The 21838-nt window shown below is 66.4% G+C and carries 24 protein-coding genes; 12 read left to right on the forward strand and 12 right to left on the reverse strand.

The genetic code is table 11. The features are described 5' to 3' along the window. Nucleotides 1–240 precede the first annotated feature (240 nt). The 8 genes from I6F38_RS31565 to I6F38_RS31600 all read right to left on the reverse strand — a co-directional run bounded on the left by I6F38_RS31565 (nucleotide 241) and on the right by I6F38_RS31600 (nucleotide 7090). Nucleotides 241–1845, reverse strand: a complete 1605-nt coding sequence (locus I6F38_RS31565) for a molybdopterin-binding/glycosyltransferase family 2 protein (protein WP_225163160.1) — start codon at nucleotides 1843–1845, stop codon at nucleotides 241–243. Then, nucleotides 1842–2543: an XdhC family protein gene (locus I6F38_RS31570; RefSeq protein ID WP_225163161.1), complete on the reverse strand. Its 702-nt coding sequence runs from the start codon at nucleotides 2541–2543 to the stop codon at nucleotides 1842–1844. The genes I6F38_RS31565 and I6F38_RS31570 overlap by 4 nt, the downstream gene beginning before the upstream one ends. A gap of 2 nt (nucleotides 2544–2545) precedes the next feature. Next, nucleotides 2546–2869 (reverse strand): XdhC family protein, encoded by a 324-nt coding sequence (locus tag I6F38_RS31575; RefSeq protein WP_018272401.1) that lies wholly within the window; start codon nucleotides 2867–2869, stop codon nucleotides 2546–2548. A 28-nt stretch (nucleotides 2870–2897) separates the two neighbouring features. Beyond that, a complete protein-coding gene (locus I6F38_RS31580; protein WP_225163162.1) occupies nucleotides 2898–4100 on the reverse strand; it encodes a VWA domain-containing protein in 1203 nt (400 codons plus the stop codon). Between the two features lie 105 nt (nucleotides 4101–4205). Further along, nucleotides 4206–5111, reverse strand: coding sequence for a MoxR family ATPase (locus I6F38_RS31585; protein WP_092090104.1), 906 nt, complete (start codon nucleotides 5109–5111; stop codon nucleotides 4206–4208). Nucleotides 5112–5159: 48 nt separating this feature from the next. After that, complete coding sequence (locus tag I6F38_RS31590; RefSeq protein WP_050383296.1) at nucleotides 5160–5966, reverse strand: xanthine dehydrogenase family protein subunit M; 807 nt, start codon at nucleotides 5964–5966, stop codon at nucleotides 5160–5162. A gap of 36 nt (nucleotides 5967–6002) precedes the next feature. Then, nucleotides 6003–6488, reverse strand: a complete 486-nt coding sequence (locus I6F38_RS31595) for a (2Fe-2S)-binding protein (RefSeq protein ID WP_028336799.1) — start codon at nucleotides 6486–6488, stop codon at nucleotides 6003–6005. A gap of 155 nt (nucleotides 6489–6643) precedes the next feature. After that, nucleotides 6644–7090: a carbon monoxide dehydrogenase subunit G gene (locus tag I6F38_RS31600; RefSeq protein ID WP_016840413.1), complete on the reverse strand. Its 447-nt coding sequence runs from the start codon at nucleotides 7088–7090 to the stop codon at nucleotides 6644–6646. Between the two features lie 210 nt (nucleotides 7091–7300). Between I6F38_RS31600 and I6F38_RS31605 the strand changes: the two genes are divergently transcribed. The 3 genes from I6F38_RS31605 (at nucleotide 7301) to I6F38_RS31615 (ending at nucleotide 10118) form a co-directional block, all read left to right on the forward strand. After that, nucleotides 7301–8656, forward strand: a complete 1356-nt coding sequence (locus I6F38_RS31605; RefSeq protein ID WP_225163163.1) for a 3-carboxy-cis,cis-muconate cycloisomerase — start codon at nucleotides 7301–7303, stop codon at nucleotides 8654–8656. An 83-nt stretch (nucleotides 8657–8739) separates the two neighbouring features. Next, the gene (pcaD, locus tag I6F38_RS31610) at nucleotides 8740–9522 is read left to right on the forward strand and encodes a 3-oxoadipate enol-lactonase (RefSeq protein ID WP_225163164.1); all 783 of its coding nucleotides are present in this window, start codon (nucleotides 8740–8742) and stop codon (nucleotides 9520–9522) included. A 203-nt stretch (nucleotides 9523–9725) separates the two neighbouring features. Then, on the forward strand, nucleotides 9726–10118 hold the full coding sequence (locus I6F38_RS31615) for a carboxymuconolactone decarboxylase family protein (protein WP_016840410.1): 393 nt from the start codon (nucleotides 9726–9728) through the stop codon (nucleotides 10116–10118). Here the strand turns inward: I6F38_RS31615 and I6F38_RS31620 are convergent. After that, on the reverse strand, nucleotides 10098–10625 hold the full coding sequence (locus I6F38_RS31620; RefSeq protein ID WP_225163165.1) for a hypothetical protein: 528 nt from the start codon (nucleotides 10623–10625) through the stop codon (nucleotides 10098–10100). The two genes, I6F38_RS31615 and I6F38_RS31620, sit on opposite strands and share 21 nt — an antisense overlap. On the opposite strand from I6F38_RS31620, the gene I6F38_RS31625 reads away from it, so the two are divergent. Then, a complete protein-coding gene (locus I6F38_RS31625; protein WP_225163166.1) occupies nucleotides 10615–10794 on the forward strand; it encodes a hypothetical protein in 180 nt (59 codons plus the stop codon). The genes I6F38_RS31620 and I6F38_RS31625 overlap by 11 nt on opposite strands. 10 nt (nucleotides 10795–10804) lie before the next feature. Beyond that, complete coding sequence (locus tag I6F38_RS31630) at nucleotides 10805–11563, forward strand: hypothetical protein (RefSeq protein ID WP_225163167.1); 759 nt, start codon at nucleotides 10805–10807, stop codon at nucleotides 11561–11563. Nucleotides 11564–11656: 93 nt separating this feature from the next. Here the strand turns inward: I6F38_RS31630 and I6F38_RS31635 are convergent, their stop codons facing one another. Next, the gene (locus tag I6F38_RS31635) at nucleotides 11657–11803 is read right to left on the reverse strand and encodes a hypothetical protein (protein WP_225163168.1); all 147 of its coding nucleotides are present in this window, start codon (nucleotides 11801–11803) and stop codon (nucleotides 11657–11659) included. Between the two features lie 369 nt (nucleotides 11804–12172). Between I6F38_RS31635 and I6F38_RS31640 the strand changes: the two genes are divergently transcribed. The 6 genes from I6F38_RS31640 to I6F38_RS31665 all read left to right on the forward strand — a co-directional run bounded on the left by I6F38_RS31640 (nucleotide 12173) and on the right by I6F38_RS31665 (nucleotide 18460). Then, on the forward strand, nucleotides 12173–13090 hold the full coding sequence (locus I6F38_RS31640) for a branched-chain amino acid ABC transporter permease (RefSeq protein ID WP_028339921.1): 918 nt from the start codon (nucleotides 12173–12175) through the stop codon (nucleotides 13088–13090). A 10-nt stretch (nucleotides 13091–13100) separates the two neighbouring features. Beyond that, on the forward strand, nucleotides 13101–14426 hold the full coding sequence (livM, locus tag I6F38_RS31645) for a high-affinity branched-chain amino acid ABC transporter permease LivM (RefSeq protein WP_092088592.1): 1326 nt from the start codon (nucleotides 13101–13103) through the stop codon (nucleotides 14424–14426). Beyond that, complete coding sequence (locus tag I6F38_RS31650; protein WP_225163169.1) at nucleotides 14423–15256, forward strand: ABC transporter ATP-binding protein; 834 nt, start codon at nucleotides 14423–14425, stop codon at nucleotides 15254–15256. The genes livM and I6F38_RS31650 overlap by 4 nt, the downstream gene beginning before the upstream one ends. Continuing rightward, entirely contained in the window at nucleotides 15253–16002 is a 750-nt protein-coding gene (locus I6F38_RS31655) for an ABC transporter ATP-binding protein (protein WP_018272406.1), read from the forward strand. The genes I6F38_RS31650 and I6F38_RS31655 overlap by 4 nt, the downstream gene beginning before the upstream one ends. A 166-nt stretch (nucleotides 16003–16168) precedes the next feature. Next, nucleotides 16169–17287, forward strand: coding sequence for a branched-chain amino acid ABC transporter substrate-binding protein (locus tag I6F38_RS31660; RefSeq protein WP_225163170.1), 1119 nt, complete (start codon nucleotides 16169–16171; stop codon nucleotides 17285–17287). A gap of 177 nt (nucleotides 17288–17464) precedes the next feature. Continuing rightward, nucleotides 17465–18460 carry a P1 family peptidase gene (locus tag I6F38_RS31665; RefSeq protein ID WP_225163171.1) on the forward strand — a complete coding sequence of 332 codons (996 nt, stop codon included), beginning with the start codon at nucleotides 17465–17467 and terminating at the stop codon, nucleotides 18458–18460. A 136-nt stretch (nucleotides 18461–18596) separates the two neighbouring features. Here I6F38_RS31665 and I6F38_RS31670 read toward each other — a convergent pair whose 3' ends face one another. Further along, nucleotides 18597–19388 carry an EF-hand domain-containing protein gene (locus I6F38_RS31670; RefSeq protein WP_225163172.1) on the reverse strand — a complete coding sequence of 264 codons (792 nt, stop codon included), beginning with the start codon at nucleotides 19386–19388 and terminating at the stop codon, nucleotides 18597–18599. A gap of 252 nt (nucleotides 19389–19640) precedes the next feature. On the opposite strand from I6F38_RS31670, the gene rpe reads away from it, so the two are divergent. Then, nucleotides 19641–20342, forward strand: coding sequence for a ribulose-phosphate 3-epimerase (gene rpe, locus I6F38_RS31675; protein ID WP_225163173.1), 702 nt, complete (start codon nucleotides 19641–19643; stop codon nucleotides 20340–20342). Nucleotides 20343–20355: 13 nt separating this feature from the next. On the opposite strand, the gene I6F38_RS31680 is transcribed toward rpe, so the two are convergent. Next, nucleotides 20356–21834: a bifunctional serine/threonine-protein kinase/universal stress protein gene (locus I6F38_RS31680; RefSeq protein ID WP_225163174.1), complete on the reverse strand. Its 1479-nt coding sequence runs from the start codon at nucleotides 21832–21834 to the stop codon at nucleotides 20356–20358. Between the last annotated feature and the right edge of the window lie 4 nt (nucleotides 21835–21838).

Here is a 21838-nt window from a genome sequence, read left to right on the forward strand (position 1 = left end):
CGGACCGAGCTGCCATTGGCCGATAGGCAGGCAATCTCGCATCGGTCGTCCAGAGAGAGCTGCTTGTAAGTCCGCCCCATGGCAACACCTCCTCAAGGAAGTGTTGCACTTCGTTTGTGAACTCAGGGGACCCATAACCACCGCCTTGTGCGATGGAGTTCGCTGGAGCCCCAGCGTCGCACAACAACTGCATCCTGTGGTTATGGGTCCCGGCCTTCGCCGGGACGACGCGGAGAGTGTTCAGCCCTGTCTTGCGGCTTCCAGCGCCTGCGGGGTGTCGATGTCGAGGAAGGCGCTGTCGCCGTCGACCGGGACCTCGGCGACCACCTCGGCATGCTTGGTGATCAAGTGACGCGCGCCGATGTCGCCGTCGAGCGTCATCAGCTCCTTGAAGAAGCGCCTTGACCACAGCACCGGATTGCCGCGGCGGCCCTCGCTGACCGGGACCGCGATCAGATGGCCGCGGTCCGGCGCGAAGGTCTCGATCAGGCGATCGATCAGCTTCGCGTCGATCAGCGGCATGTCACCGAGACAGACGATCGCGCCGTCGGCGCTCTCAGAGACCGCCGCAATGCCCGCCTTCACCGAGCTGGCGAGGCCGCCGGCGAAATCCGGGTTGCGGACGAACTTGACCTTGAGGCCATCGAGCGCCTGCTCGACCAGCTCGGCCTGATGCCCGGTGACGACGATCACCTCAGAGGCCTTCGAGGCCAGCGCCTGCTCGGCGACGATGCGCGCGAGCTTCTTGCCGTCGAGCTCGGCGAGCAGCTTGTTCGGGCCGCCCATCCGGGTCGAGCGACCGGCGGCAAGCACGATCGCGGCGACGTTGCGATTGCCTTCGGTGTCCGGCACCGTGCGCGGCTGCGGCCGCGTCACGATCTCCATCAACAGGCCGCCGACGCCCATGCCGGTGAGATCCGACCGCGTCACCTTGATGCCGGCGAGCAGCCGCATCAAGACCCAGTCAAAGCCGTTCTCGACCGGCGAGCGCGCGCAGCCCGGCGCGCCCAGCACCGGCACGCCGCCGGCGCTGCCGATCAGCAGCAGATTGCCCGGATCGACCGGCATGCCGAAATGCTCGACGGCGCCGCCGATCTCGGTGATCGCAGCGGGAATGACATCGCGGCGGTCGGCGATCGCGGACGCCCCGAACACGATGACGAGTTCGGCGCCCAGCTCGAGCAATTCCTTGATCGAGGCGGCGAGCACCGTCTCGTCATGCGGCACGCGGCGCTCGGCGATGATGGTGGCGCCGGCCGGCGCGAGCCGTTCGGCGGTGACGCGCAGCGTCTTGTCGATCACCTTCGGCGCGAGGCCCGGCAGCAGCGTCGAGACCACCCCGACCTTCCGGATCACATAGGGCGCGATCCGCAGCGTATCCTTGCCGGCCACCGCGACGGCGGCATCGCGCAAGCGCCCCTCGACGCCGAACGGGATCAGCTTGACGGTCGCGATCATCTCGCCTTCGACCACCGGCTTGAACGCGGCGAGGGTTGCGAAGGTGATGGCCTCGTCGACGTCGTTGATGCGGTCGACCGCGGCGCGATCGATCACCAGCACGCCGGGGCGCGCCGCGAACAGATTGGCGCGGCCGGTGAAGGCGCGCTCGACATTGACGCCGTCGCCGGCCACCGCCTGCGCGATGCTGGCCGCCGCGGCGTCCTCGGAGACGTCGCCCTCGTCGAGCCGCACCACGACGATCTCGTCGACGCCGGCCTTGGTCAGCGCCTCGACCTCGGCGGGGCCGATCGTGGTGCCCTTCTTGAGCACCAGCGCACCCTGGCGGAGGGTATGCACGGTGACGCCGCCAATCGCGTCGGCCGGACTGGCGGGACCGAATTTCATGCCGCTTCTTCTTTTTGCTTGGGAGGCAGGCGCAGCTGCGCGGTGATCTCGGCCATGATCGCGACCGCGATCTCCGACGGCGACACCGCGCCGATGTCGAGACCGATCGGCGCGTGGATGCGCGCGATGTCGCTGTCTTTGGCGCCCTGCGCGCGCAGCCGCTCGGCGCGCTTGGCGTGGGTCTTCCGCGAGCCCAGCGCGCCGATATAGAAGCAGTCGCGGTCGAAGGCATGCAGCAGCGCCGGATCGTCGATCTTCGGATCATGCGTCACCGCGACGAAGGCGGTGTAGTGATCGACGTTGAGCGGCGGCAGCGCGACGTCGGGCCATTCGGCGACCAGCGGCACGTCGGGGAAGCGCTCCGGGCTCGCAAACGCGGTGCGCGGATCGACCACCGTGACGTCATAGTCGAGCGAGCGCGCCAGCGGCGCCAGCGCCTGGCTGATATGGACCGCGCCGATGATCACGAGCTTTGCGGTCGGCGCGTAGACGTTGAGGAACAATTTTTTGCCTGATACCTCGACATTGCCGCTCTTGCCCATCCTGAGCTGCTTTGCGAGCTCGGCGCGCAGCGGATCGGCGGCGATGTCTGCGGCCTTGACCAGGCGCTGATCGCCATTGGCGGTGTCGGTGACGATGATGACCGGGCGGCGCGCGGCGCGCTCGGCGTTCAGCTCTTTCAGGATCTCGAGCTTCACGGCTAACCAACCTTCTCGACGAACACGCGGATAGTGCCGCCGCAGGACAGGCCGACATTCCAGGCCGTCTCGTCGGCAACGCCGAATTCGAGCATTTTTGGCTGGCCGCTGGCGATGACGTCGAGCGCTTCCGTCACCACAGCGCCCTCGACGCAACCGCCGGAGACCGAGCCGAGGAACGTGCCGTCGTCATTGATGACGAGGCTCGAGCCGGCCGGGCGCGGCGCCGAGCCCCAGGTCTCGACCACGGTGGCAAGCGCCACGCCATGGCCCTCTTTCTGCCAGGTCTCGGCGGCCTGCAGGATGTCTTCGTCGCGGTTCAGCATGGCGGCCTCCTGTGAAATCGGATGCTTCTTAGGCTACAGAGCGGATCAGGCTGCGGTGGTGCGCCGGCGGCGGGGATGACAGCGCCCCGATCAAGCCCTTGATGGACGTCAAGTTATGCACCGGGCGAAATTCGTCAACGTGGGGCAACATCATTTTGATGCCCTGCGCCTTGGCCTCGAAGCCGGAGTAGCGCAGCAGCGGATTGAGCCAGATCAGGCGGCGGCAGGAACGGTGCAATCGGTCCATCTCGAAGGCCAGTTTGGCATCAGCCTCCCGTTCTAGTCCATCGGATATAAGGAGGACGATGGCGCCCTGCCCGAGCACCCGGCGGGCCCAGAGCTGGTTGAAGCTGTGCAGCGAGGTCGCGATCCGCGTCCCGCCGGCCCAGTCCTCGACCGAGGACGAGCAGCTCGCCAGCGCCTCGTCGGGGTCACGGGCCCGTAACGCCCGCGTCACATTGGTCAGGCGGGTGCCGAACAGGAATACCGAGACCCGCTTGCGGTAGTCGGTGATGGCATGCAGGAAATGCAGGAACAGGCGGGTGTACTCGCTCATCGAGCCGGAGATATCGAGCAGCGCCACGATCGGCGCCGGCTTCTCGATCCGGCCGAGCTTTCGGATGTCGATGATCTCGCCGCCGGTGCGCAGCGAGTTGCGCACGGTGCGGCGCATGTCGAGCCGGAGGCCCCGCGCATCCGGCTGGTAGCGGCGGGTCACGAGCTCGGCCTGCGGCAGCCGCATCTTGGCGATCTCGCGCGTCACCTCGGCGATCTCCGCCGCGGTCATCTGCGCAAAATCCTTCTTCTGCAGGATCTCCTTGTCGGAGACCGAGAGCTTCAGCTCCTGCTCCTGGGCCTGCGGCCGCTCCTCGCTCCGCGCCGGCTGCGCCATCGCCTCCTGGACGCGGCGCGAGGCCGGCGGCGGCTTCTTCCTGGCGTGATCCGGCAGCGGCACCGAATCCAGCATGCTCTTCCACTCCTCGGCGGCACGGAAGAACAGCATAAAGGCCTGGCGGAAGATCAGCGCGTGCTCGTGGCGCTTGACGAAGATCGCTTCCAGCGTGGCGTAGAAATCGGCGCGATGCCCGACCTCGATCAGCTGCAGCGCATCGAGCGCGTCGATCACCGAGCCCGGCCCGACGGGAAGCCCGGCCGCCCGCAGCGCGCGGGCAAAGCCGATCACGTTGTCGGCCATGTGGCCGGTCGGAGGCGCGAGGTGGTTGATCGCCATTGTTGTTTGGCCTCGTCATTCCGGACCGCACGAAGTGCGGATCCGGAATCTGGAGATTGCGGCGCGAGATTCCGGGTTCACGCTTCGCGTGCCCCGGAATGACGGCTAGTCGCTCGTCGCTTCCTTCAATGTCTTCTGCAGCGCATCGCCCTGCATGCGCGCGATGTCGTCCTGATACTTCAAGAGCGCGCCCAGCGTGTCGCCGACAACCTGCGGCGTCAGCGAGCGGGCGTCGAGCTCGGACAGCGCAGTCGCCCAGTCGATGGTCTCGGCAACGCCCGGCGACTTGTAGAAGTCCTGGCTGCGCAGCGCCTGCACGAAACGGACGACCTGCTGCGACAGCTTGGCGGAGATGTTCGGCACCCGCGACTTGACGATCGCGAGCTCGCGCTCGGCTGTGGGATAATCCACCCAGTGATAGAGGCAGCGCCGCTTCAGCGCGTCGTGAATTTCGCGGGTGCGGTTCGAGGTGATGATCACGATCGGCGGCGCCGGCGCCTTCACGGTGCCGAGCTCGGGGATGGTGACCTGGAAGTCGCTTAGGATTTCCAGGAGATACGCCTCGAACGCCTCGTCGGCGCGGTCGAGCTCGTCGATCAGCAGCACCGGAGGGCCCGCGACATCGGGCTCGAGCGCCTGCAGCAGCGGCCGCTTGATCAGGAAGCGTTCGGCGAAAATGTCGCTGGCGAGCTGGTCGCGATCGGTATCGCCGGAAGCCTCCGCAAGGCGGATCGCGATCATCTGCGCCGCGCTGCTCCACTCATAGACCGCAGAGGCGACGTCGAGGCCTTCATAGCATTGCAGGCGGATCAGCTTGCGCCCCAGCGCCGCCGACAACACCTTTGCGATCTCGGTCTTGCCGACACCGGCTTCGCCCTCGAGGAACAGCGGCCGGCCCATCCGCAGCGCGAGATAGGTCACGGTCGCGAGCGACCGCTCGGCGAGATAGCCGCGCGAGGTCAGGAGATCCTCGAGCGCATCGACGGAAGTGGGTAACGCCGATGCACTCATGGAACAGCCAGTCTTCGAACAGAGGTCAGCAAAGTCACGCCTTGGTACTTAGTCCTTGGCGTTCGCGGCTTCCACCGCCCTGCGCGTCAAAACGCCGATCAGATGGGCGCGGTATTCCGCACTGCCGTGCAGGTCGCTGTTCAGCCCGTCGGCCGAAACCGCGATGCCGTCGAGCACCTTGTGCGAGAAGCGCTTCTTCAGGGCGTCCTCGAACGCGGTGACGCGGAAGACGCCGTCGGAGCCCGCACCGGTGACCGCGACGCGCACGTCGGACGGACGCTTTGCCACGAACACCCCGACCAACGCATAACGCGAGGCCTGGTTGCGGAACTTGACGTAGGCCGCCTTCTTCGGCACCGGGAACATCACCTTGGTGATGATCTCGTCGGCCTCCAGCGCGGTCGAGAACAGGCCCTGGAAATACTCCTCGGCCTTGAGGCGGCGCTTGTTGGTGACGATGGTCGCGCCCAGCGCCAGCACCGCGGCCGGATAGTCGGCGGTCGGGTCGTTGTTGGCGAGCGAGCCGCCGATGGTGCCGCGGTGGCGCACGGCGGGATCGCCGATCAGGCCGGCAAGCTCGGCCAGCGCCGGGATCGCCTCACCCACGACCGCGGAGTTCGCGACCTCGGCGTGCTTGGCGGTGGCGCCGATCACCAGCGAGCGGCCCTTCATCTCGATCGTGTCGAGACCTTCGATGTGGGAGAGGTCGACCAGATGCGGCGGGCTGGCGAGCCGCTGCTTCATGACCGGCACCAGCGTGTGGCCGCCGGCGATCAGCTTGGCGTCCTCGTTCTTCACCAGCAGGTTGGCGGCCTGCCGCACGGTGCCGGGACGGTGATATTTGAATTCGTACATTGGAATGTCCTGATCGCGCTCGCGATGAATTGCGGATTAAGCGAGGTCCGACTTCGCCATCGCCTTGGCGCCGGCGGCGATCGAAGCGACGATGTTCTGGTAGCCGGTGCAGCGGCACAGATTGCCTTCCAGCTCCTCGCGGATCACCTCGTCGGAGAGCTCGTGGCCCTTGCGATGGACCAGGTCGACCGCGGTCATGATCATGCCCGGCGTGCAGAAGCCGCACTGCAGGCCGTGATGCTCGCGGAAGGCCTCCTGCATCGGGTGCAGCGGCGCGCCATCGGCCGCAAGCCCCTCGATGGTCTTGACCTCGTGACCGTCGGCCATCACCGCAAGCGTCGTGCAGGACTTCACCGCCCTGCCGTCCAGATGCACGACGCAGGCGCCGCACTGCGAGGTGTCGCAGCCGACATGGGTGCCGGTCAGCCGCAGGTTTTCGCGCAGAAACTGGACCAGAAGGGTACGGGGGTCGACATTCGCGTTCACGGGGTTGCCGTTCACGATCATTGAAATCTTGGCCATCAGCACTCTCTTATCTGCGCCACCGCATATCGGCGAAGCAGGCGGTTTTAAATCATTCCAGACGGCATAATATGGGCGCGCCCCGCGATGGGCAACCTTTCGAGCCACCCATCCAGGACATGGCCGGACCTGAATAATCCAGCCGAAAGGCGGGGCTAACCCTGCACCGCCTTGGCGAAATTTGCAAAGAATTCATCGGCCAGCTTCTTGGCGGCGCCGTTGATCAGGCGCTGGCCGAGCTGGGCGAGCTTGCCGCCGATCTGCGCCTCCACATTGTAGCTCAGAAGCGTGCCGCCATCCTTGTCGGCAAGGCCAACGGTGGCGCCGCCCTTGGCAAAGCCGGCGACCCCGCCCTCGCCTTCGCCTGAGATCTTGTAGCCGTTCGGCGGGTCGAGATCGCTCAATGTGACCTTGCCCTTGAAGCGGGCCGAGACCGGGCCGACCTTCATCTTGGCGGTGGCGCGGAAGCCGCCCTCGTCGGTCTTCTCCAGCTCCTCGCAGCCGGGAATGCAGGCCTTCAAAACTTCGGGATCGTTGAGCTTGTCCCACACAGCCTGGCGCGGCGCTGCAAGCTGGACTTCGCCGGTCATTGTCATGGCCATAGGGGACCTCCTCGATCGCTAGAACCTTTTCCCCCAAGTAAAGCAGCCGGGACACAAAGGAAAGGGCACCTTCGGAGGATGAGCGATGCATATTCGCAACCGCAGCAAGCCAAGCCTATCGTTCACGAAATCGCGCAATCCCCGTTGTTGAAAATGCAGGCAGCCCCGGGGCATTGGCATCGACGCGCGACAGTGGTTAGGTCGCCGGCCATGAGCACAGCCCTCTCTCCCCTGCTTGCGCCGATGCTGTCGAGCGCCGCGATGCGCGCGGTGTGCGACGACGCCGCCACGCTGCAGAACATGCTGGATTTCGAGGCCGCGCTGGCCCGAGCCGAGGTGGCCTGCGGGGTAATTCCCGCAGCTGGCGCAGGACCAATCGGCGCCGCCTGCAAGGCCGAATCATTCGACCTGGCCGCGCTGGCCGACGCCGCGACGCGGTCCGGCAATCTGGCGATCCCGCTGGTGAAGGCCCTGACCGCCAATGTCGCCAAGGCGGACGCCGAGGCGGCGCGCTACGTGCATTGGGGCGCGACCAGCCAGGACGTCATCGACACCGCGACCATGCTGTCGCTGCGCGCGGGGATCGACGCGCTGCTGACCGACCTCGACCGCGCCGTCGCCGGCTTCGCCGGGCTTGCGCGCGCCCATCGCGACACCGCCGTGGTGGCGCGGACCTGGCTGCAGCACGCGCTGCCGATGCCGTTCGGCCTCAAGCTCGCCGAATATGCCGCGGCGCTGCATCGCTCCCGCAAGCGCTTGCTGCGCCTGCGCCGCGAGACGCTGGCGCTGCAATTCGGCGGCGCCGCCGGGACGCTCGCCGCGCTCGGCGACAAGGGCCTCGCGGTCGCCACCGCCCTTGCGCAAGAGCTCGATCTGCCGCTGCCGGATGCGCCCTGGCATACCCATCGCGACCGCATCGCCGAGGCCGCGTCGGTGTTCGCCATCCTCGCCGGCAGCTGCGGCAAGATCGCGCGCGACGTTTCGCTGATGATGCAGACCGATGTCGGCGAGGCCTTCGAGCCCGCCGGCGCCGGCCGCGGCGGCTCCTCCACCATGCCGCACAAGCGCAATCCGGTCGCTGCCGCGAGCGCGCTAGGGGCTGCGACCATGGCGCCGAATCTTGCCGCGACGATCTTCGCCGCTCAGGTGCAGGACCATGAGCGCAGCGCCGGTCCGTGGCATGCGGAATGGCCGACCTTGCCGGGCCTGATGCTGGTGACCTCGGGCGCGCTTGCCGCCATCGTCGATCTCGCCGAAGGGCTCGAGGTCGATGCGGCGCGGATGCGCGTCAATCTCGATGCGACTCAGGGGTTGATCATGGCGGAAGCCATCACCTTTGCGCTCGCCGACAAGATCGGCAAGAGCGACGCCCATCATCTGATCGAAGCCGCCAGCAAGCGCGCGGTCGCGGAGAAGAAGCATCTGCGCGACGTGCTGTCGGCGGACGCCAAGGTCACCGCACATCTCGACGCGAAACGAATCGCGAAGCTGTTCAAGCCGATGGCCTATCAGGGCGCCTCGCAGGCGCTGATCGACCGCCTGCTGGCTTCACTGGATGACAAATAGCGACGATGTCATTGCCGGGCAAAAGCGCGAAGCGCGTCTTCGCGCAGGTGACCCGGCAAGCGCATAACGGGAGGGACAAGACGATGCCGATGATCAACGCCGACGGGTGCCTGCTCAACGTCCAGGTGGACGGCCGCGACGGCGGGCCGACCTTGATGCTGTCGAACTCGCTCGGCTGCACCTTGCAGATGTGGGAGCCGCAGATGCGGGCACTAACGCAGCTGTTCCGCGTCATCCGCTACGACCGCCGCGGTCACGGCAAATCCGGCGTGCCGGCGGGCCCCTACTCCATGGAGCGGTTCGGCCGCGACGTGCTGGCGATCCTCGACGACCTCAACATCGAGAAGGTGCACTGGTGCGGCCTGTCGATGGGCGGCATGGTCGGACAGTGGCTGGGAGCGAATGCCCCGGAAAGATTCGGCAAGATCATCCTGGCCAACACCGCCTGCTACTATCCCGATCCGACCAACTGGCTGAACCGCATCAAGGCGGTGAAGGAAGGCGGCATCGCCGCCGTCGCCGACGCCGTGATCGCCGGCTGGCTGACCGCCGATTTCCGCGAGCGCGAGCCGGAAACCGCGGCGCGCATGAAGGCGATGCTGGTTGCCTCGCCGGTCGAAGGCTATCTCGCCTGTTGCGAGGCGCTGTCGACACTCGACCAGCGCGCGCTGCTGCCGAAGATCAAGAGCCCGACCCTGGTGATCGCGGGAAAGCAGGACATGGCAACGCCGGTGTCGGCAGGCGAAATGATCCGCAGCGGCATTCCCGGCGCCAGCATGACGCTGCTCGACGCCGCGCACATTTCCAATGTCGAGCAGTCGCACGCCTTCACCGAAGCCGTAGTCGGCTTCCTGACGCAACGGTAACAGTCATCGTCATTCCGGGGCGGTCCGCAGGACCGAACCCGGAATCTCGAGATTCCGGGTTCGATGCTTCGCATCGCCCCAGAATGACCCAGTGCGTAGCCCGGATGCAGCGAAGCGAAATCCGGGACAAGTCTTTCGGCCAACGCTGAAGCCCCGGATTGCGCTGCGCTCCATCCGGGCTACGATTTCATGAGGAGACATCCATGGACGACAATCAGCGCCGCGACGACGGCATGACGCAGCGCCGCAAGGTGCTCGGCAATGAATGGGTCGACAAGTCGATCAAGAACCGCAACGCGTTCAACACCGACTTCCAGGACCTGATCACGCGCTATGCGTGGGGCGACATCTGGACCCGGCCGCATTTCGATCACCGCACCCGCCGCGTGCTTGTGATCGGCACCATGGTCGCGCTCGGCCAGTGGGACGAATTCCGTCTGCATGTGCGCGCCGCGCTCGCCGAGGGCGGCTTCACGCCCGACGACATCAAGGAGATCCTGCTGCAGCAGGCGATCTATTGCGGCGTGCCAGCGGCCAACCACGCCGTCAAGGAAGCCGGCGCGATCATTGCCGAATTAGGGCTGCTGAAGGGATAGCTCGCTCGCAGGCGCGCTCGCCTCGACGACAGGCGCTTCGACGGCTCGCTTCGGCGAGGTCTCGAACAGCATCACGATCGCGGTCCCGAGCAGCATCAGAAGCTCGGACGCGTGCATGCGCATCGCTTCGACCTCGCCGACCTTGGAAGCCATCATCATGCTGGCGAAGCTCAGCACGTTGCCGAGGCAGAGCGCCACCGCGAGCGCCTCGTCGGCACCGCTGCTGCTCTTGCGCAGCGGCGAGAAGGCGGCCATCGCGAGGAAGACTGTGAAGAACGCCACCACGGTGATCCGCGCCAGCGCGAGCAGCCATGCGAGGCGCACCGTCGCCATCTTGCCGAGGTGCAGATAGTCGCTGGCATAGAACGCGATCGACACGCTCGGCCGGTCATAGAGGCCGTGGATCGGCGACACCATGATGCTGAAGGCGATGATGGTCCAGACCGGAATGAAATAGGCCGCAAGCAGCGCGCCGTTGAAGGAGCTAATCCGCCAGTTGTTCGACATTGCCGCTTCCCGTGCTTCCCGCGCCTTTCAGACCGGCGACGGTTCAGGGCGCGAGCTAACGCCGATCAATTGCCGGCAGCAATTTAAACCCTTTGTTAAGGTTAAGCGCGATGCGATGGTTCCGGATCGAGGCCGGGATCTGCGCAAGATCGGCGCCGGCCGGGGATAAGGGGGGTAAAATGACCGAAAGAACGCGCGTTTTCGTCGCAACGCCCTGCTACGGCGGCGATCTGAAGATGGCCTATGTGTTGTCCGCCCTGAAGCTTCAGGCTGCGGCCACCGCCCGGGGCATCGACATCCAGTTCCATCTGATCGGAAACGAATCGCTGATCGTGCGCGCCCGGAACGAACTGGCCCACCAATTCCTTGCATCCGGCGCCAGCCATCTCCAGTTCATCGATGCCGATATCGGGTTCGAACCCGAGTCCGTGTTCCGGCTGCTGGATTGCGGCGCCGACGTTTCCGCCGCGGCCTATCCGCTCAAGCACATCGATTGGGCAAAGGTGCAGCGGGCTGCGGACGCCAAGCGCAAGAACCTCGCGTCATCCTCGCTGGACTATGTCGTCACATGGGAGGGCGACCAGATCACATCTCGCGGCGACGGCTTCGCCAAGGTCCGCTATGCCGGAACCGGCTTTCTCATGATGAAGCGATCCGCCCTCGTCAGGCTGTGCGACGCCCATCCCGAACTCAAATATCGTGCGAACCACAAGAGCAACGACTTGAACACCGGCGACCTCGTGCGCGCCGACCTCGACCGCGTGTCGCTGTTCGAATGCATGACCGACAAGACGACCGGCGAGTATTTGTCCGAAGATTACGCGTTCTGCCGGCGCTGGATCGATCTCGGCGGCGAAATCTGGCTCGACCTTCGAAGCGAGCTTGCGCATTTCGGTTCGTACGCCTTCCGCGGCCGCTTCGCCGACCAGTTGGCCTGAACAAGACAGCCCAAGCGAAAGGGTCTAAGCCTGAACAAGGGAGGCCTCGCCTATCGGCGAGGCCTCCCTGCTAGTTCGGCTCAATTGTCCGAATTAGCGCTCCGGATTGGGCTTCTGGCCGTGCCGGCCCGGATCCTGCTGTTGCTGGCCGGGCTTCTGGCCGCCGCCCTGCTGCTGCTGGCCGGGCTTCTGATTGGGGTTCTGGTTCGGCTGTCCCGGATTCTGATTTGGGTTGCTCATTCAGCTACTCCCTTTGCTTTCATCAAGCTGGGGACAACGCGCGCGTCGGAAGCGCGGTTGCTCGGGGAACACGGGTTCCGGCGTGATCATTGCAAGGCAAGGCCATGTCGGCCCTGTGACATCGGAACCGCATCCGCCAAACTAGTTATGTACAAGCCCTTTCTGCTGCTGCCACGCTGTTGCCGCGCCCGGGGTTCCACTGTTAGAAAACGACACGACGCGACGGATCAGGCTGCCGGGGCCCTCGCCGCGTCACCCTCGACGTAGCGTTTTCGAGCGAAGTGGGAACCGGTTCGCGTGAAGAAAGCGCGTCCAGATCAACACGAGAGCCTGGTCGGTTCTCAACCGAACAGGCTCTGACGGCAGCGTATGGATTATTTCGCCCAGCAATTGATCAACGGCCTCGTGCTCGGTTCGATCTACGGCCTGATCGCCATCGGCTACACGATGGTCTACGGCATCGTCGGCATGATCAACTTCGCCCATGGCGACATCTTCATGATCGGCGGCTTCATCGCGCTGATCTCGTTCCTGGTGCTGGTGTCGCTCGGCCTCACCGCGATCCCCCTGATCCTGCTGATCGTGCTGCTGGTCTCGATGGCGATCACGGCGCTCTACGGCTGGACCATCGAGCGCATCGCCTACCGACCCTTAAGGCATTCGTTCCGCCTGGCGCCGATGCTCTCGGCGATCGGCATGTCGTTCGTGCTGACCAATTTCTCACAGGTGTCGCAGGGCGCGCGGGTGAAGCCGGTGCCGCCGATCATCACCGGCGGCTACACGCTGCATGAAGGCTCGTCGGGCTTCGCCGTGCAGCTCTCCAACATCCAGATCATGGTCGTGCTGGCCACCATCGTGGTGCTGGCGCTGTTCACCTGGCTGGTCTCGCGCACCCGGCTCGGACGCGACATGCGCGCCTGCGAGCAGGACCAGACCATGGCCGCGCTGCTCGGCGTCGACGTCGACCGCACCATCTCGATGACCTTCGTGATCGGCGCCGCGCTCGCCGCGGTCGCAGGCATGATGTATCTCTTGTATTACGGCCTGGTCGATTTCTTCATGGGCTTCGTCGCCGGCATCAAGGCGTTCACCGCCGCCGTGCTCGGCGGCATCGGCTCGCTGCCGGGCGCGATGCTCGGCGGGCTCGCGATCGGCCTGATCGAGACGTTCTGGTCGGCCTATTTCTCGGTGGAGTACAAGGACGTCGCCGCGTTCTCGATCCTGATCGTGGTGCTGATCTTCATGCCGACCGGCCTGCTTGGCCGTCCCGAAGTCGAAAAAGTCTGACAGGCACTTCGTGAGCGCGACCTCAGCCCGCCCCTCGCACGCCGCGCAGCCCTCGGGCAGCGCCTTCATTCTCAAGAAAGCCCTGATCAGCGCCCTTGTTGCGCTGGTGCTGTTCTCGCTGATGATCGGCATTCGCACCGAAGCCGGGCCGCAGGGCGGCCTGATCTACTGGACGCGGTTCGGCGACCTTGCAGCCCTTGTCGGCGCGGTGTTCGGCGGCAGCATCGTCGTCGAGTTGCTGCGGCAGTGGTGGGGGCCGGTCGACAAGGACCGCATCGTGCCGAAGCCGGTGCAATCAGCGATGTCGTTCGCCGGCCGCTGGCTGGCGCCGGCGCTCCTGGTGTTCACCTTCCTCGTGCCTGTGATCTTCTACAACCAGCGCTACATTCTCGACCTATCGATCCTGGTCCTGACCTATGTGATGCTGGGATGGGGATTGAACGTCGTGGTCGGCCTCGCCGGTCTGCTCGACCTCGGCTACGTCGCATTCTACGCGGTCGGCGCCTATTCCTATGCGTTGCTTGCGACCAATTTCGGATTGTCGTTCTGGGTCTGCCTGCCGCTTGCCGGCATCCTGGCGGCGTTCTGGGGCGTGCTGCTCGGCTTCCCGGTGCTGCGGCTGCGCGGCGACTATCTCGCGATCGTGACGCTCGCCTTCGGCGAGATCATCCGCCTCGTCATCATCAACTGGCAGAGCCTGACCGGCGGCCCCAACGGCGTCTCGGGAATTCCCCGCCCGACCATGTTCGGCATTCCGCTGACGGCGGGTGACGACGGGCTCGCCGCCAAGCTCGGCATCGAATTCTCGCCGACCCACCGCCTCGTCTTCCTGTTCTATCTGATCCTGGCGATGGCGCTGATCACCAACTGGGTGACGATCCGGCTGCGGCGGCTGCCGATCGGCCGCGCCTGGGAGGCGCTGCGCGAGGACGAGGTCGCCTGCCGCGCGCTCGGCATCAACACCACGACCACCAAGCTGACGGCGTTCGCGACCGGCGCGATGTTCGGCGGCCTCGCCGGCGCGTTCTTCGCCACCCGGCAGGGCTTCATCAGCCCGGAATCCTTCACCTTCCAGGAATCGGCGCTGGTGCTGGCGATCGTGGTGCTCGGCGGCATGGGCTCGCAGCTTGGCGTGGCGCTCGCCGCGCTGACCATGATCGGCGGCTTCGAGCTGTTCCGCGGCCTCGATCAATACCGCATGCTGGTGTTCGGCATGGCGATGGTGCTGCTGATGATCTGGCGGCCGCGCGGGCTGATCGGCCATCGCGCGCCGACCGTGTTCCTGGAACGCAACCAGGCGATCTCGTCCGACCTCGTCAAGGAGGGCCACGGATGAGCGGCGACCCCATCCTCACCGTCGACCGCCTGATGATGCGCTTCGGCGGCATCGTCGCCGTCAACGAGCTGTCCTTTGCCGCCGAGCGGCGCAAGATCACCGCGCTGATCGGGCCGAACGGCGCCGGCAAGACCACCGTGTTCAACTGCATCACCGGGTTCTACCGGCCGAGCGGAGGCGCGATCCGCCTCGCCCATGACGACGGCCGCACCATCCAGCTCGAGCGGCTGAACGATTTCCGCATCTCCAAGCAGGCCAAGGTGGCGCGCACCTTCCAGAACATCCGGCTGTTTCCCGGCATGACCGCGCTGGAAAATCTGATGGTCGCCCAGCACAACGCGCTGATGCGCGCCTCGGGCCTGACCCTGCTCGGGCTGCTCGGCCTGCCGTCCTGGCGCGAGGCCGAGCAGCGCGCCATCGATCTGGCGCGGACCTGGCTTGCGCGCGTCGGCCTGCTCGAGCGCGCCGACGATGCCGCGGGCAATTTGCCCTATGGCGACCAGCGCAGGCTCGAGATCGCGCGCGCGATGTGCACTGAACCTGTGCTGCTCTGTCTCGACGAGCCGGCGGCCGGTCTGAACGCGCGCGAGAGCGGCGGGCTCAACGAGCTGCTGCTGTCGATCCGCAACGAACAGGGCACCTCGATCCTCCTGATCGAACACGACATGTCGGTCGTGATGGAGATCTCCGATCACGTCGTGGTCATGGATTACGGCGTCAAGATCGCCGAAGGCACGCCGCAGACGGTGCGCGACGACCCCAAGGTGATCGCCGCCTATCTCGGCGCCGACGAGGAAGAGGCGATCGCCGTGATGGAGAGCGGCACGTGAGCGCGGCACAGGCAACGACACCCCTGCTCGCGGTGCGCGGCGTGCGCGCGGCGTATGGCAAGATCGAGGCGCTGAAGGGCGTCGATATCGAGATCAATCGCGGGGAGATCGTCGCCCTGATCGGCGCCAACGGCGCCGGCAAGTCGACGCTGATGATGACGATTTTCGGCAGGCCGCGCGCCCGCGCCGGCGCCATCGAATTCGACGGCCGTGACATCACCGGCGTGCCGACCCACGAGATCGCGCGGCTGCGCATCGCACAATCGCCGGAGGGCCGGCGGATCTTTCCGCGCATGAGCGTCGCGGAAAACCTGCAGATGGGCGCCGATGCCACCGAATGCAGCGAGGCCGAACGCGCAGCCGGGCTGGAGCGGGTGTTCGCGCTGTTCCCGCGCCTGAAGGAACGCGTCGCACAACGCGGCGGCACGCTGTCAGGCGGCGAGCAGCAGATGCTGGCGATCGGCCGCGCCTTGATGAGCCGGCCGCGGCTGTTGATGCTGGACGAGCCCTCGCTCGGGCTCGCGCCGCTGATCGCGCGGCAGATCTTCGACGCCATCCGCACGCTGAACCGGCAGGACGGCCTCACCGTGCTGATCGTGGAGCAGAACGCCAACCATGCGCTGAAGCTCGCCCATCGCGGCTATGTCATGGTCAACGGGCTGATCACGCTGGCCGGAACCGGCGCCGAATTGCTGCAGCGCCCGGAAATCCGCGCCGCCTATCTGGAAGGCGGCCGCCGCGGCTAGCTTGACGTTCCGTGCCGCCCCCGCAAGCAAGACGCGGCGGATGCAGCGTCGATTTGCCTGAAAATTGCCGGTGACTTCGCCGCGAAATCAGCTGAGAATGCCAGCGGTTTTGGGGCCCGGCGTGCCGGGCCCTTCCGCAAGAGGCAACGACCACGAGGGACGTCTCATGAAATCACTGAAGCTGATCGGCCTGGCACTTGGCGCTTCGTTCGCATTATCGGCGAGCGCGTTCGCGCAAGACATCACCATCGCCGTCGCGGGCCCGATGACGGGCTCCGAATCCGCTTTCGGCCGGCAGATGAAGAACGGCGCCGAGCAGGCGGTCGCCGACATCAACGCCGCCGGCGGCGTGCTCGGCAAGAAGCTCGCGCTGGAAGCCGACGACGATGCCTGCGATCCGAAGCAGGCGCGCTCGATCGCGGAAAAGATCGGCTCTTCGAAGATCCCGTTCGTGGCCGGCCATTTCTGCTCGTCGTCCTCGATCCCGGCCTCGGAGGCCTATGCCGACGCCAATGTGCTGCAGATCACTCCGGCCTCGACCAATCCGCTGTTCACCGAGCGCAAGCTTTGGAACGTGGCGCGCGTCTGCGGCCGTGACGACCAGCAGGGCCTGGTCGCCGCCGACTACATCATGAAGAACTACAAGGGCAAGAACGTCGCGATCCTGAACGACAAGACCACCTACGGCAAAGGCCTCGCCGACGAGACCAAGAAGGCGCTGAACAAGGCCGGCTTCCAGGAGAAGATGTTCGAGTCCTACAACAAGGGCGACAAGGACTTCAACTCGATCGTCTCGCGCCTGAAGCGCGACAACATCGATCTGGTCTATGTCGGCGGCTACCATCAGGAAGCCGGCCTGATCCTGCGCCAGATGCGCGACCAGGGCCTGCAGACCGTGCTGATGGCGGGCGATGCCATGAACGACAAGGAGTTCGCCTCGATCACCGGCCCCGCCGCCGAAGGCACGCTGTTCACCTTCGGCCCCGACCCGCGCAACAAGCCGACCGCGAAGGCGATCGTCGAGAAGTTCAAGGCCAAGAACATCGACCCCGAGGGCTACACGCTCTACACCTACGCCGCGATGCAGGTCTGGACCCAGGCCGTCGCCAAGGCCGGCACCACCGACGCCAAGAAGGTGATGGACGCCATCAAGGCCGGCGAGTGGGACACCGTGCTCGGCAAGATGGCCTTCGACGCCAAGGGCGACATCAAGGCGATCGATTACGTCGTCTACAAGTGGGACGCCAAGGGCAACTACACCGAGATCAATCCGAAGGGCTCCTGAGCCTCTCGCGCGTCTGATCCAATCAGAGATCCGAGAACGCCCCGGTCCGCCGGGGCGTTTTTTTGACCTGACGCCCGCAAGTCTTACCGCACGTCTCCGCCCGCCCGCGCCCGACGGTTGATGCATCCGTCGCGGCTGCTATACCGGATCGATCGGACAGCAGGCGGATGGACCATCGTGAAAAACCTTCTCACCGATATTGCCGGCGTTGCCGTCGGCCATGCCGACGATCCAACGGTCGCCTCCGGCGTCACCGCCATCCTGTTCGAGCGGCCGGCGGTCGCCTCGATCGATGTCCGCGGCGGCGGTCCGGGCACCCGCGAGGAAGCGCTGCTTTCGCCGCACAACGTCGTCGAGGCAATCGACGCCATCGCGCTGTCCGGCGGCTCGGCGCACGGGCTCGACGCCGCCGGCGGCGTGCAGGCCTGGCTTGCCGAGCGCGGCCGCGGCTTCCGCATCCGCGACGCGGTGATCCCGATCGTGCCGGGCGCGATCTGCTTCGACCTGCTCAACGGCGGCAACAAGGCGTGGGGACGCTTCCCGCCCTATCGCGACCTCGGCTACGCGGCGGCCAATGCCGCCTCCGACGACTTTGAGCTCGGCAGCGTCGGCGCCGGCATGGGCGCGACCACGGCCAACCTGAAGGGCGGCCTGGGCTCGGCGTCCGACGTGACCGACGATGGCGTGACGGTCGCGGCGCTCGCGGTGGTCAACGCGGTCGGCAGCGTCACGGTCGGCAGCGGCCCCTGGTTCTGGGCGGCGCCGTTCGAGGTCGGCGGCGAGTTCGGCGGACGCGGCCTGCCGCCCGCGTTCACGCCGGACATGCTGAAGCCGCGGCTGAAGGGCGGCGCCGACGCCAGCGCCGCCGAGAACACCACCCTCGTCGTCGTGGTGACCGACGCGCAGCTGACGAAGCCGCAGGCGCGGCGGCTTGCGATGATCGCGCAGACCGGCATGGCGCGCGCGATCTATCCCGTGCACGCCCCGCTCGACGGCGACGTGGTGTTTGCCGCCGCGACCGGCGCCAGGCCGATCGATCCGCTGTTCGGCCTCACCAAGCTCGGTGCGCTCGCCGCCAACACCGTGGCGCGCGCCATCGCCCGCGGCGTCCATTCAGCGACCGCGCTGCCATTCGCCGGCGCGCTGCCGAGCTGGCGGGACAGGTTCGGTTAGTTCAAGTTGAAGCGACGCGCTCGCGGAGACTCCCCCTCACCCGGATCGCATCTGACGATGCGTTCCGGCCTCTCCCCGCACGCGGGGCGAGGCGAAGCAGAGGCAGCCTGCACTATTCGATGCCCAGTGTGTCGAGCTACGCGCTGACCGAAACCGCAGCGAAGTCCTGCGCCGAGATCGCCTTCGCCTGGCGCTGGATCAGCTGCTCGACGATATTGTACGACGAGGCCGCGTTGAGGGTCGCGGAGGATGTGGCCGGCGTCGTCATCGCCACCTTCGAGCCGTCGGCATAGGTCGTCGTCGTCGTGGTCGAGCCGTCGCTGTTGGTCACCGACGTCGAGGTCGCACCGTCCAGCGCCTGCATCAAGGGATCGGAGCTCGATCCGCCCGCGCCGGAGCCGGATCCATCGGTCGAGCCGCTGGCCATGTGATGGCGATGATGGCCACCGTCCTTGTGGCCCTGCAAGGCCTGGGACATCTCGTCGAGGCTGACGTTACCGTCGCCATTGCCGTCGAGCTTGGAGAACACGTCGTCGGCCTGCGCCGTGTTGGTGCCGCCGGCGCCGAGCGCGTTCTCGAATTCCGACTGGGTGATCTTGCCGTTGCCGTCGGCATCGATCTGCGAGAACAGGTCCTTGAGCGCATCCGAGCGGCTGGCCGCCGTCGGGCTGTTTGAAACCGCGGTCTGGGACTGGCTTTGCGCGGAAATCAGCGCGCCCATCGTCAGCGGCGAAATCTGCCCGGAGCCGCTGCCCGAGCCGGTACCGGTGCTGCTGCCGGCCGACGTCGATGTACCGGTCGAAGGGGCGAACTGGCCGGTGGTCTGATTCCCCTGACCAGAGCTGCCGGTTTTGGTCGTCGACTTCGACGACATCAGCGAGCTCAAGAGGTCAATGGCCGACGACGCAGCGCCAAGGGCGAACAGCATGGCAATACTCCAACAGGGCCGCGCCTGGCGGCTCAAACGCTGGTCAATGGCTGAGCAAAGGGCGTGCCATGGCAAAAACCCAGTAAAACCAGGCGTTCCCGCGTCGAAGCGGGTTCCGCGCACCCGGCAAGAGCTGCCGCCGGCGGAAGAATTTTCCGGCCGCAGAGCGCCGTCCGCTCGCATTGCCCGCCACGCGTCCGCATGTTAGGCGGACTCACCCGTCGCCCCCTGAAGTCTTCCGGAACAGCTGACATGACTCAGTCATTCACCCCGCGTCCCCTCGTTATCGCTCCGTCGATCCTGGCGTCGGATTTCTCAAAGCTCGGCGAGGAGGTCCGCGCCGTCGACCAGGCCGGCGCCGACTGGATCCATCTCGACGTGATGGACGGGCACTTTGTGCCGAACATCTCCTACGGCCCCGACGTCATCAAGGCGATACGGCCGCACACCAGGAAGATCTTCGACGCCCATCTGATGATCTCGCCCTGCGATCCCTATCTGGAAGCTTTCGCCAAGGCGGGCTGCGACCACATCACGGTGCATGCCGAGGCCGGCCCGCATTTGCACCGCTCGCTGCAGGCGATCCGCGCGCTCGGCAAGAAGGCCGGCGTCTCGCTCAATCCGGCAACGCCGGCGAGCGCGATCGAATATGTGCTCGACCTGATCGACCTCGTGCTGGTCATGTCGGTCAATCCCGGCTTCGGCGGCCAGGCCTTCATCCGCTCGGCGATCGGCAAGATCTCTGATGTCAGGGCGATGGTCGCGGGCCGCCCGATCGACATCGAGGTCGACGGCGGCGTTGCGCCCGACGTCGCGGGCCAGCTCGCGGCCGCCGGCGCCAACGCCTTTGTCGCGGGATCCGCCGTGTTCAAGGGCGGCACCCTCGAGGCCTACAAGACCAACATCGCCGCGATCCGCCATGCGGCGGCCGAGGCGCGCGGCGAAGCGATCTGATGATCCGGGGGAGCTAGAACACTGCGGGCGGCGTGGCCGCGGCATTCGCCGCTTGCTCCGCCGCCTCATCGCCCTCGCCGCCGTCCGCTTGCGACGCCAGCCGCGACGGCCGCACCACGGTCACCGTGCACGGCGCTTCCCCCGTGACCCTGGCGGACACGCTGCCGAGCAGCGCGCGCCGCAGCGAGTTCTGCCGCGCGCCGATGATGATGTGGTCGACCAGGTTGACCGCTGCGAACTCCAGGATCGCGGCGGCGGGATCGATCGCCTCCAGCACATGCACGGTCAGCCGCCCCTCCTCGAGCCCGAACGGCCGCGCCCAGTGCTGCAGCGCCACCAGGCGGTCGACATGCTTGTTCTGGCCCTGCTCGTCATGGGTGCGGTCGATCGCCAGGCGATTGAGCTTCAGCACATTGACGCAGGCGAGCCGCGCCGACGGCGAGGTCGACAGCACCCGCTCGGCGGTGACGCGGATGGTGTCGTTCAGCGCCTCGGCACCCTCGCCGATATCGAGCGCGACGGCAACGATCGGGCTCGAGGCGAGCTGGGCCGCGACATCAGACTTCGGCCGCGGCGGCACCGCGCCGAGATTGAAGCGGCGGCGCCAGACCGTGCTGAGCGGATCGCGGCGCAGCCGCTGCGCCCGCGCCGTCAGCTTCACCTGATCGGGATGGCCGAGATCGAAGGCAAGCTGCGCCGCGGTCGGATAGCGCGCGGCGGGGTCGATCTCCAGGCAACGCAGCACGATCTCCTGCAGCCAAGGCGGATAGTCGGGCTTCAGCTCGCGCGGCGGATAGGGATCGCGCCACAGCCGCCGGCGCATGCCGCGCAGGCTTTCGGTCTCGCCGAAGGGGCGGACGCCGGTGGTGAAGAAATAGAGCAGCACGCCGAGCGAAAACAGATCGCTGCGCGGATCGTCGCGGACGCCGAGCAGGCGCTCCGGCGCCATGTAGGGCGCGGTACCGTAAGGCAGGCGAAACTCCTCCTGCAACAGGTCGGGCAGATGCCGGTGATGCGAGAGGCCGAAATCGATCAGCACCGCCTCGCCGCGCTCGCGGAACATGATGCTGCTCGGCTTGATGTCATGATGGATGACGTTCTGCCGATGCAGGCTGGCGAGTGCGGTCGCGATCTTGCCGCCGATCACCCTCACCTCCTCATACGGCATCGGCAGCTCGCCGAGCCACTTGTAGAGCGTCTGACCGGGGATGCGCTCCATCACCACATAGGCCTGGCGTTCGAAGTCGCCGGTGCCGAAACAGGCCGGCACGTGCGGCCCCGACAGCCGCGGCAAGATCATCTGCTCCATCTCGAAGCTGACGATCGCGGCCGGATCCTCGCCCTCCGAGGTGAGCGGCACCTTCATCAGCAGCGGCACGGTGATGCCGGGATGGGTGACGCTCCACAGCGTCGCCATACCGCCGCGGTGCACGCGTTCGCCGATGGTGAAGCCATCGATCTCGGCGCCCGCCTGCATCGCCAGCGCCGCCATCGGC

The sequence above is a fragment of the Bradyrhizobium sp. BRP56 genome (genome assembly GCF_020194035.1).
Lineage (GTDB): Bacteria > Pseudomonadota > Alphaproteobacteria > Rhizobiales > Xanthobacteraceae > Bradyrhizobium > Bradyrhizobium australafricanum.

Excerpts from the sequence above, each read along its gene's own strand:
- I6F38_RS31565 (WP_225163160.1), bottom strand. The coding sequence starts at position 1,845 with ATGAAATTCGGTCCCGCCAGTCCGGCCGACGCGATTGGCGGCGTCACC.
- I6F38_RS31575 (WP_018272401.1), bottom strand. The coding sequence starts at position 2,869 with ATGCTGAACCGCGACGAAGACATCCTGCAGGCCGCCGAGACCTGGCAG.
- I6F38_RS31580 (WP_225163162.1), bottom strand. The coding sequence starts at position 4,100 with ATGGCGATCAACCACCTCGCGCCTCCGACCGGCCACATGGCCGACAAC.
- I6F38_RS31585 (WP_092090104.1), bottom strand. The coding sequence starts at position 5,111 with ATGAGTGCATCGGCGTTACCCACTTCCGTCGATGCGCTCGAGGATCTC.
- I6F38_RS31590 (WP_050383296.1), bottom strand. The coding sequence starts at position 5,966 with ATGTACGAATTCAAATATCACCGTCCCGGCACCGTGCGGCAGGCCGCC.
- I6F38_RS31595 (WP_028336799.1), bottom strand. The coding sequence starts at position 6,488 with ATGGCCAAGATTTCAATGATCGTGAACGGCAACCCCGTGAACGCGAAT.
- I6F38_RS31600 (WP_016840413.1), bottom strand. The coding sequence starts at position 7,090 with ATGGCCATGACAATGACCGGCGAAGTCCAGCTTGCAGCGCCGCGCCAG.
- I6F38_RS31605 (WP_225163163.1), top strand. The coding sequence starts at position 7,301 with ATGAGCACAGCCCTCTCTCCCCTGCTTGCGCCGATGCTGTCGAGCGCC.
- pcaD (WP_225163164.1), top strand. The coding sequence starts at position 8,740 with ATGCCGATGATCAACGCCGACGGGTGCCTGCTCAACGTCCAGGTGGAC.
- I6F38_RS31615 (WP_016840410.1), top strand. The coding sequence starts at position 9,726 with ATGGACGACAATCAGCGCCGCGACGACGGCATGACGCAGCGCCGCAAG.
- I6F38_RS31620 (WP_225163165.1), bottom strand. The coding sequence starts at position 10,625 with ATGTCGAACAACTGGCGGATTAGCTCCTTCAACGGCGCGCTGCTTGCG.
- I6F38_RS31630 (WP_225163167.1), top strand. The coding sequence starts at position 10,805 with ATGACCGAAAGAACGCGCGTTTTCGTCGCAACGCCCTGCTACGGCGGC.
- I6F38_RS31635 (WP_225163168.1), bottom strand. The coding sequence starts at position 11,803 with ATGAGCAACCCAAATCAGAATCCGGGACAGCCGAACCAGAACCCCAAT.
- I6F38_RS31640 (WP_028339921.1), top strand. The coding sequence starts at position 12,173 with ATGGATTATTTCGCCCAGCAATTGATCAACGGCCTCGTGCTCGGTTCG.
- I6F38_RS31650 (WP_225163169.1), top strand. The coding sequence starts at position 14,423 with ATGAGCGGCGACCCCATCCTCACCGTCGACCGCCTGATGATGCGCTTC.
- I6F38_RS31660 (WP_225163170.1), top strand. The coding sequence starts at position 16,169 with ATGAAATCACTGAAGCTGATCGGCCTGGCACTTGGCGCTTCGTTCGCA.
- I6F38_RS31670 (WP_225163172.1), bottom strand. The coding sequence starts at position 19,388 with ATGCTGTTCGCCCTTGGCGCTGCGTCGTCGGCCATTGACCTCTTGAGC.
- rpe (WP_225163173.1), top strand. The coding sequence starts at position 19,641 with ATGACTCAGTCATTCACCCCGCGTCCCCTCGTTATCGCTCCGTCGATC.
- I6F38_RS31680 (WP_225163174.1), bottom strand. The coding sequence starts at position 21,834 with ATGGCGGCGCTGGCGATGCAGGCGGGCGCCGAGATCGATGGCTTCACC.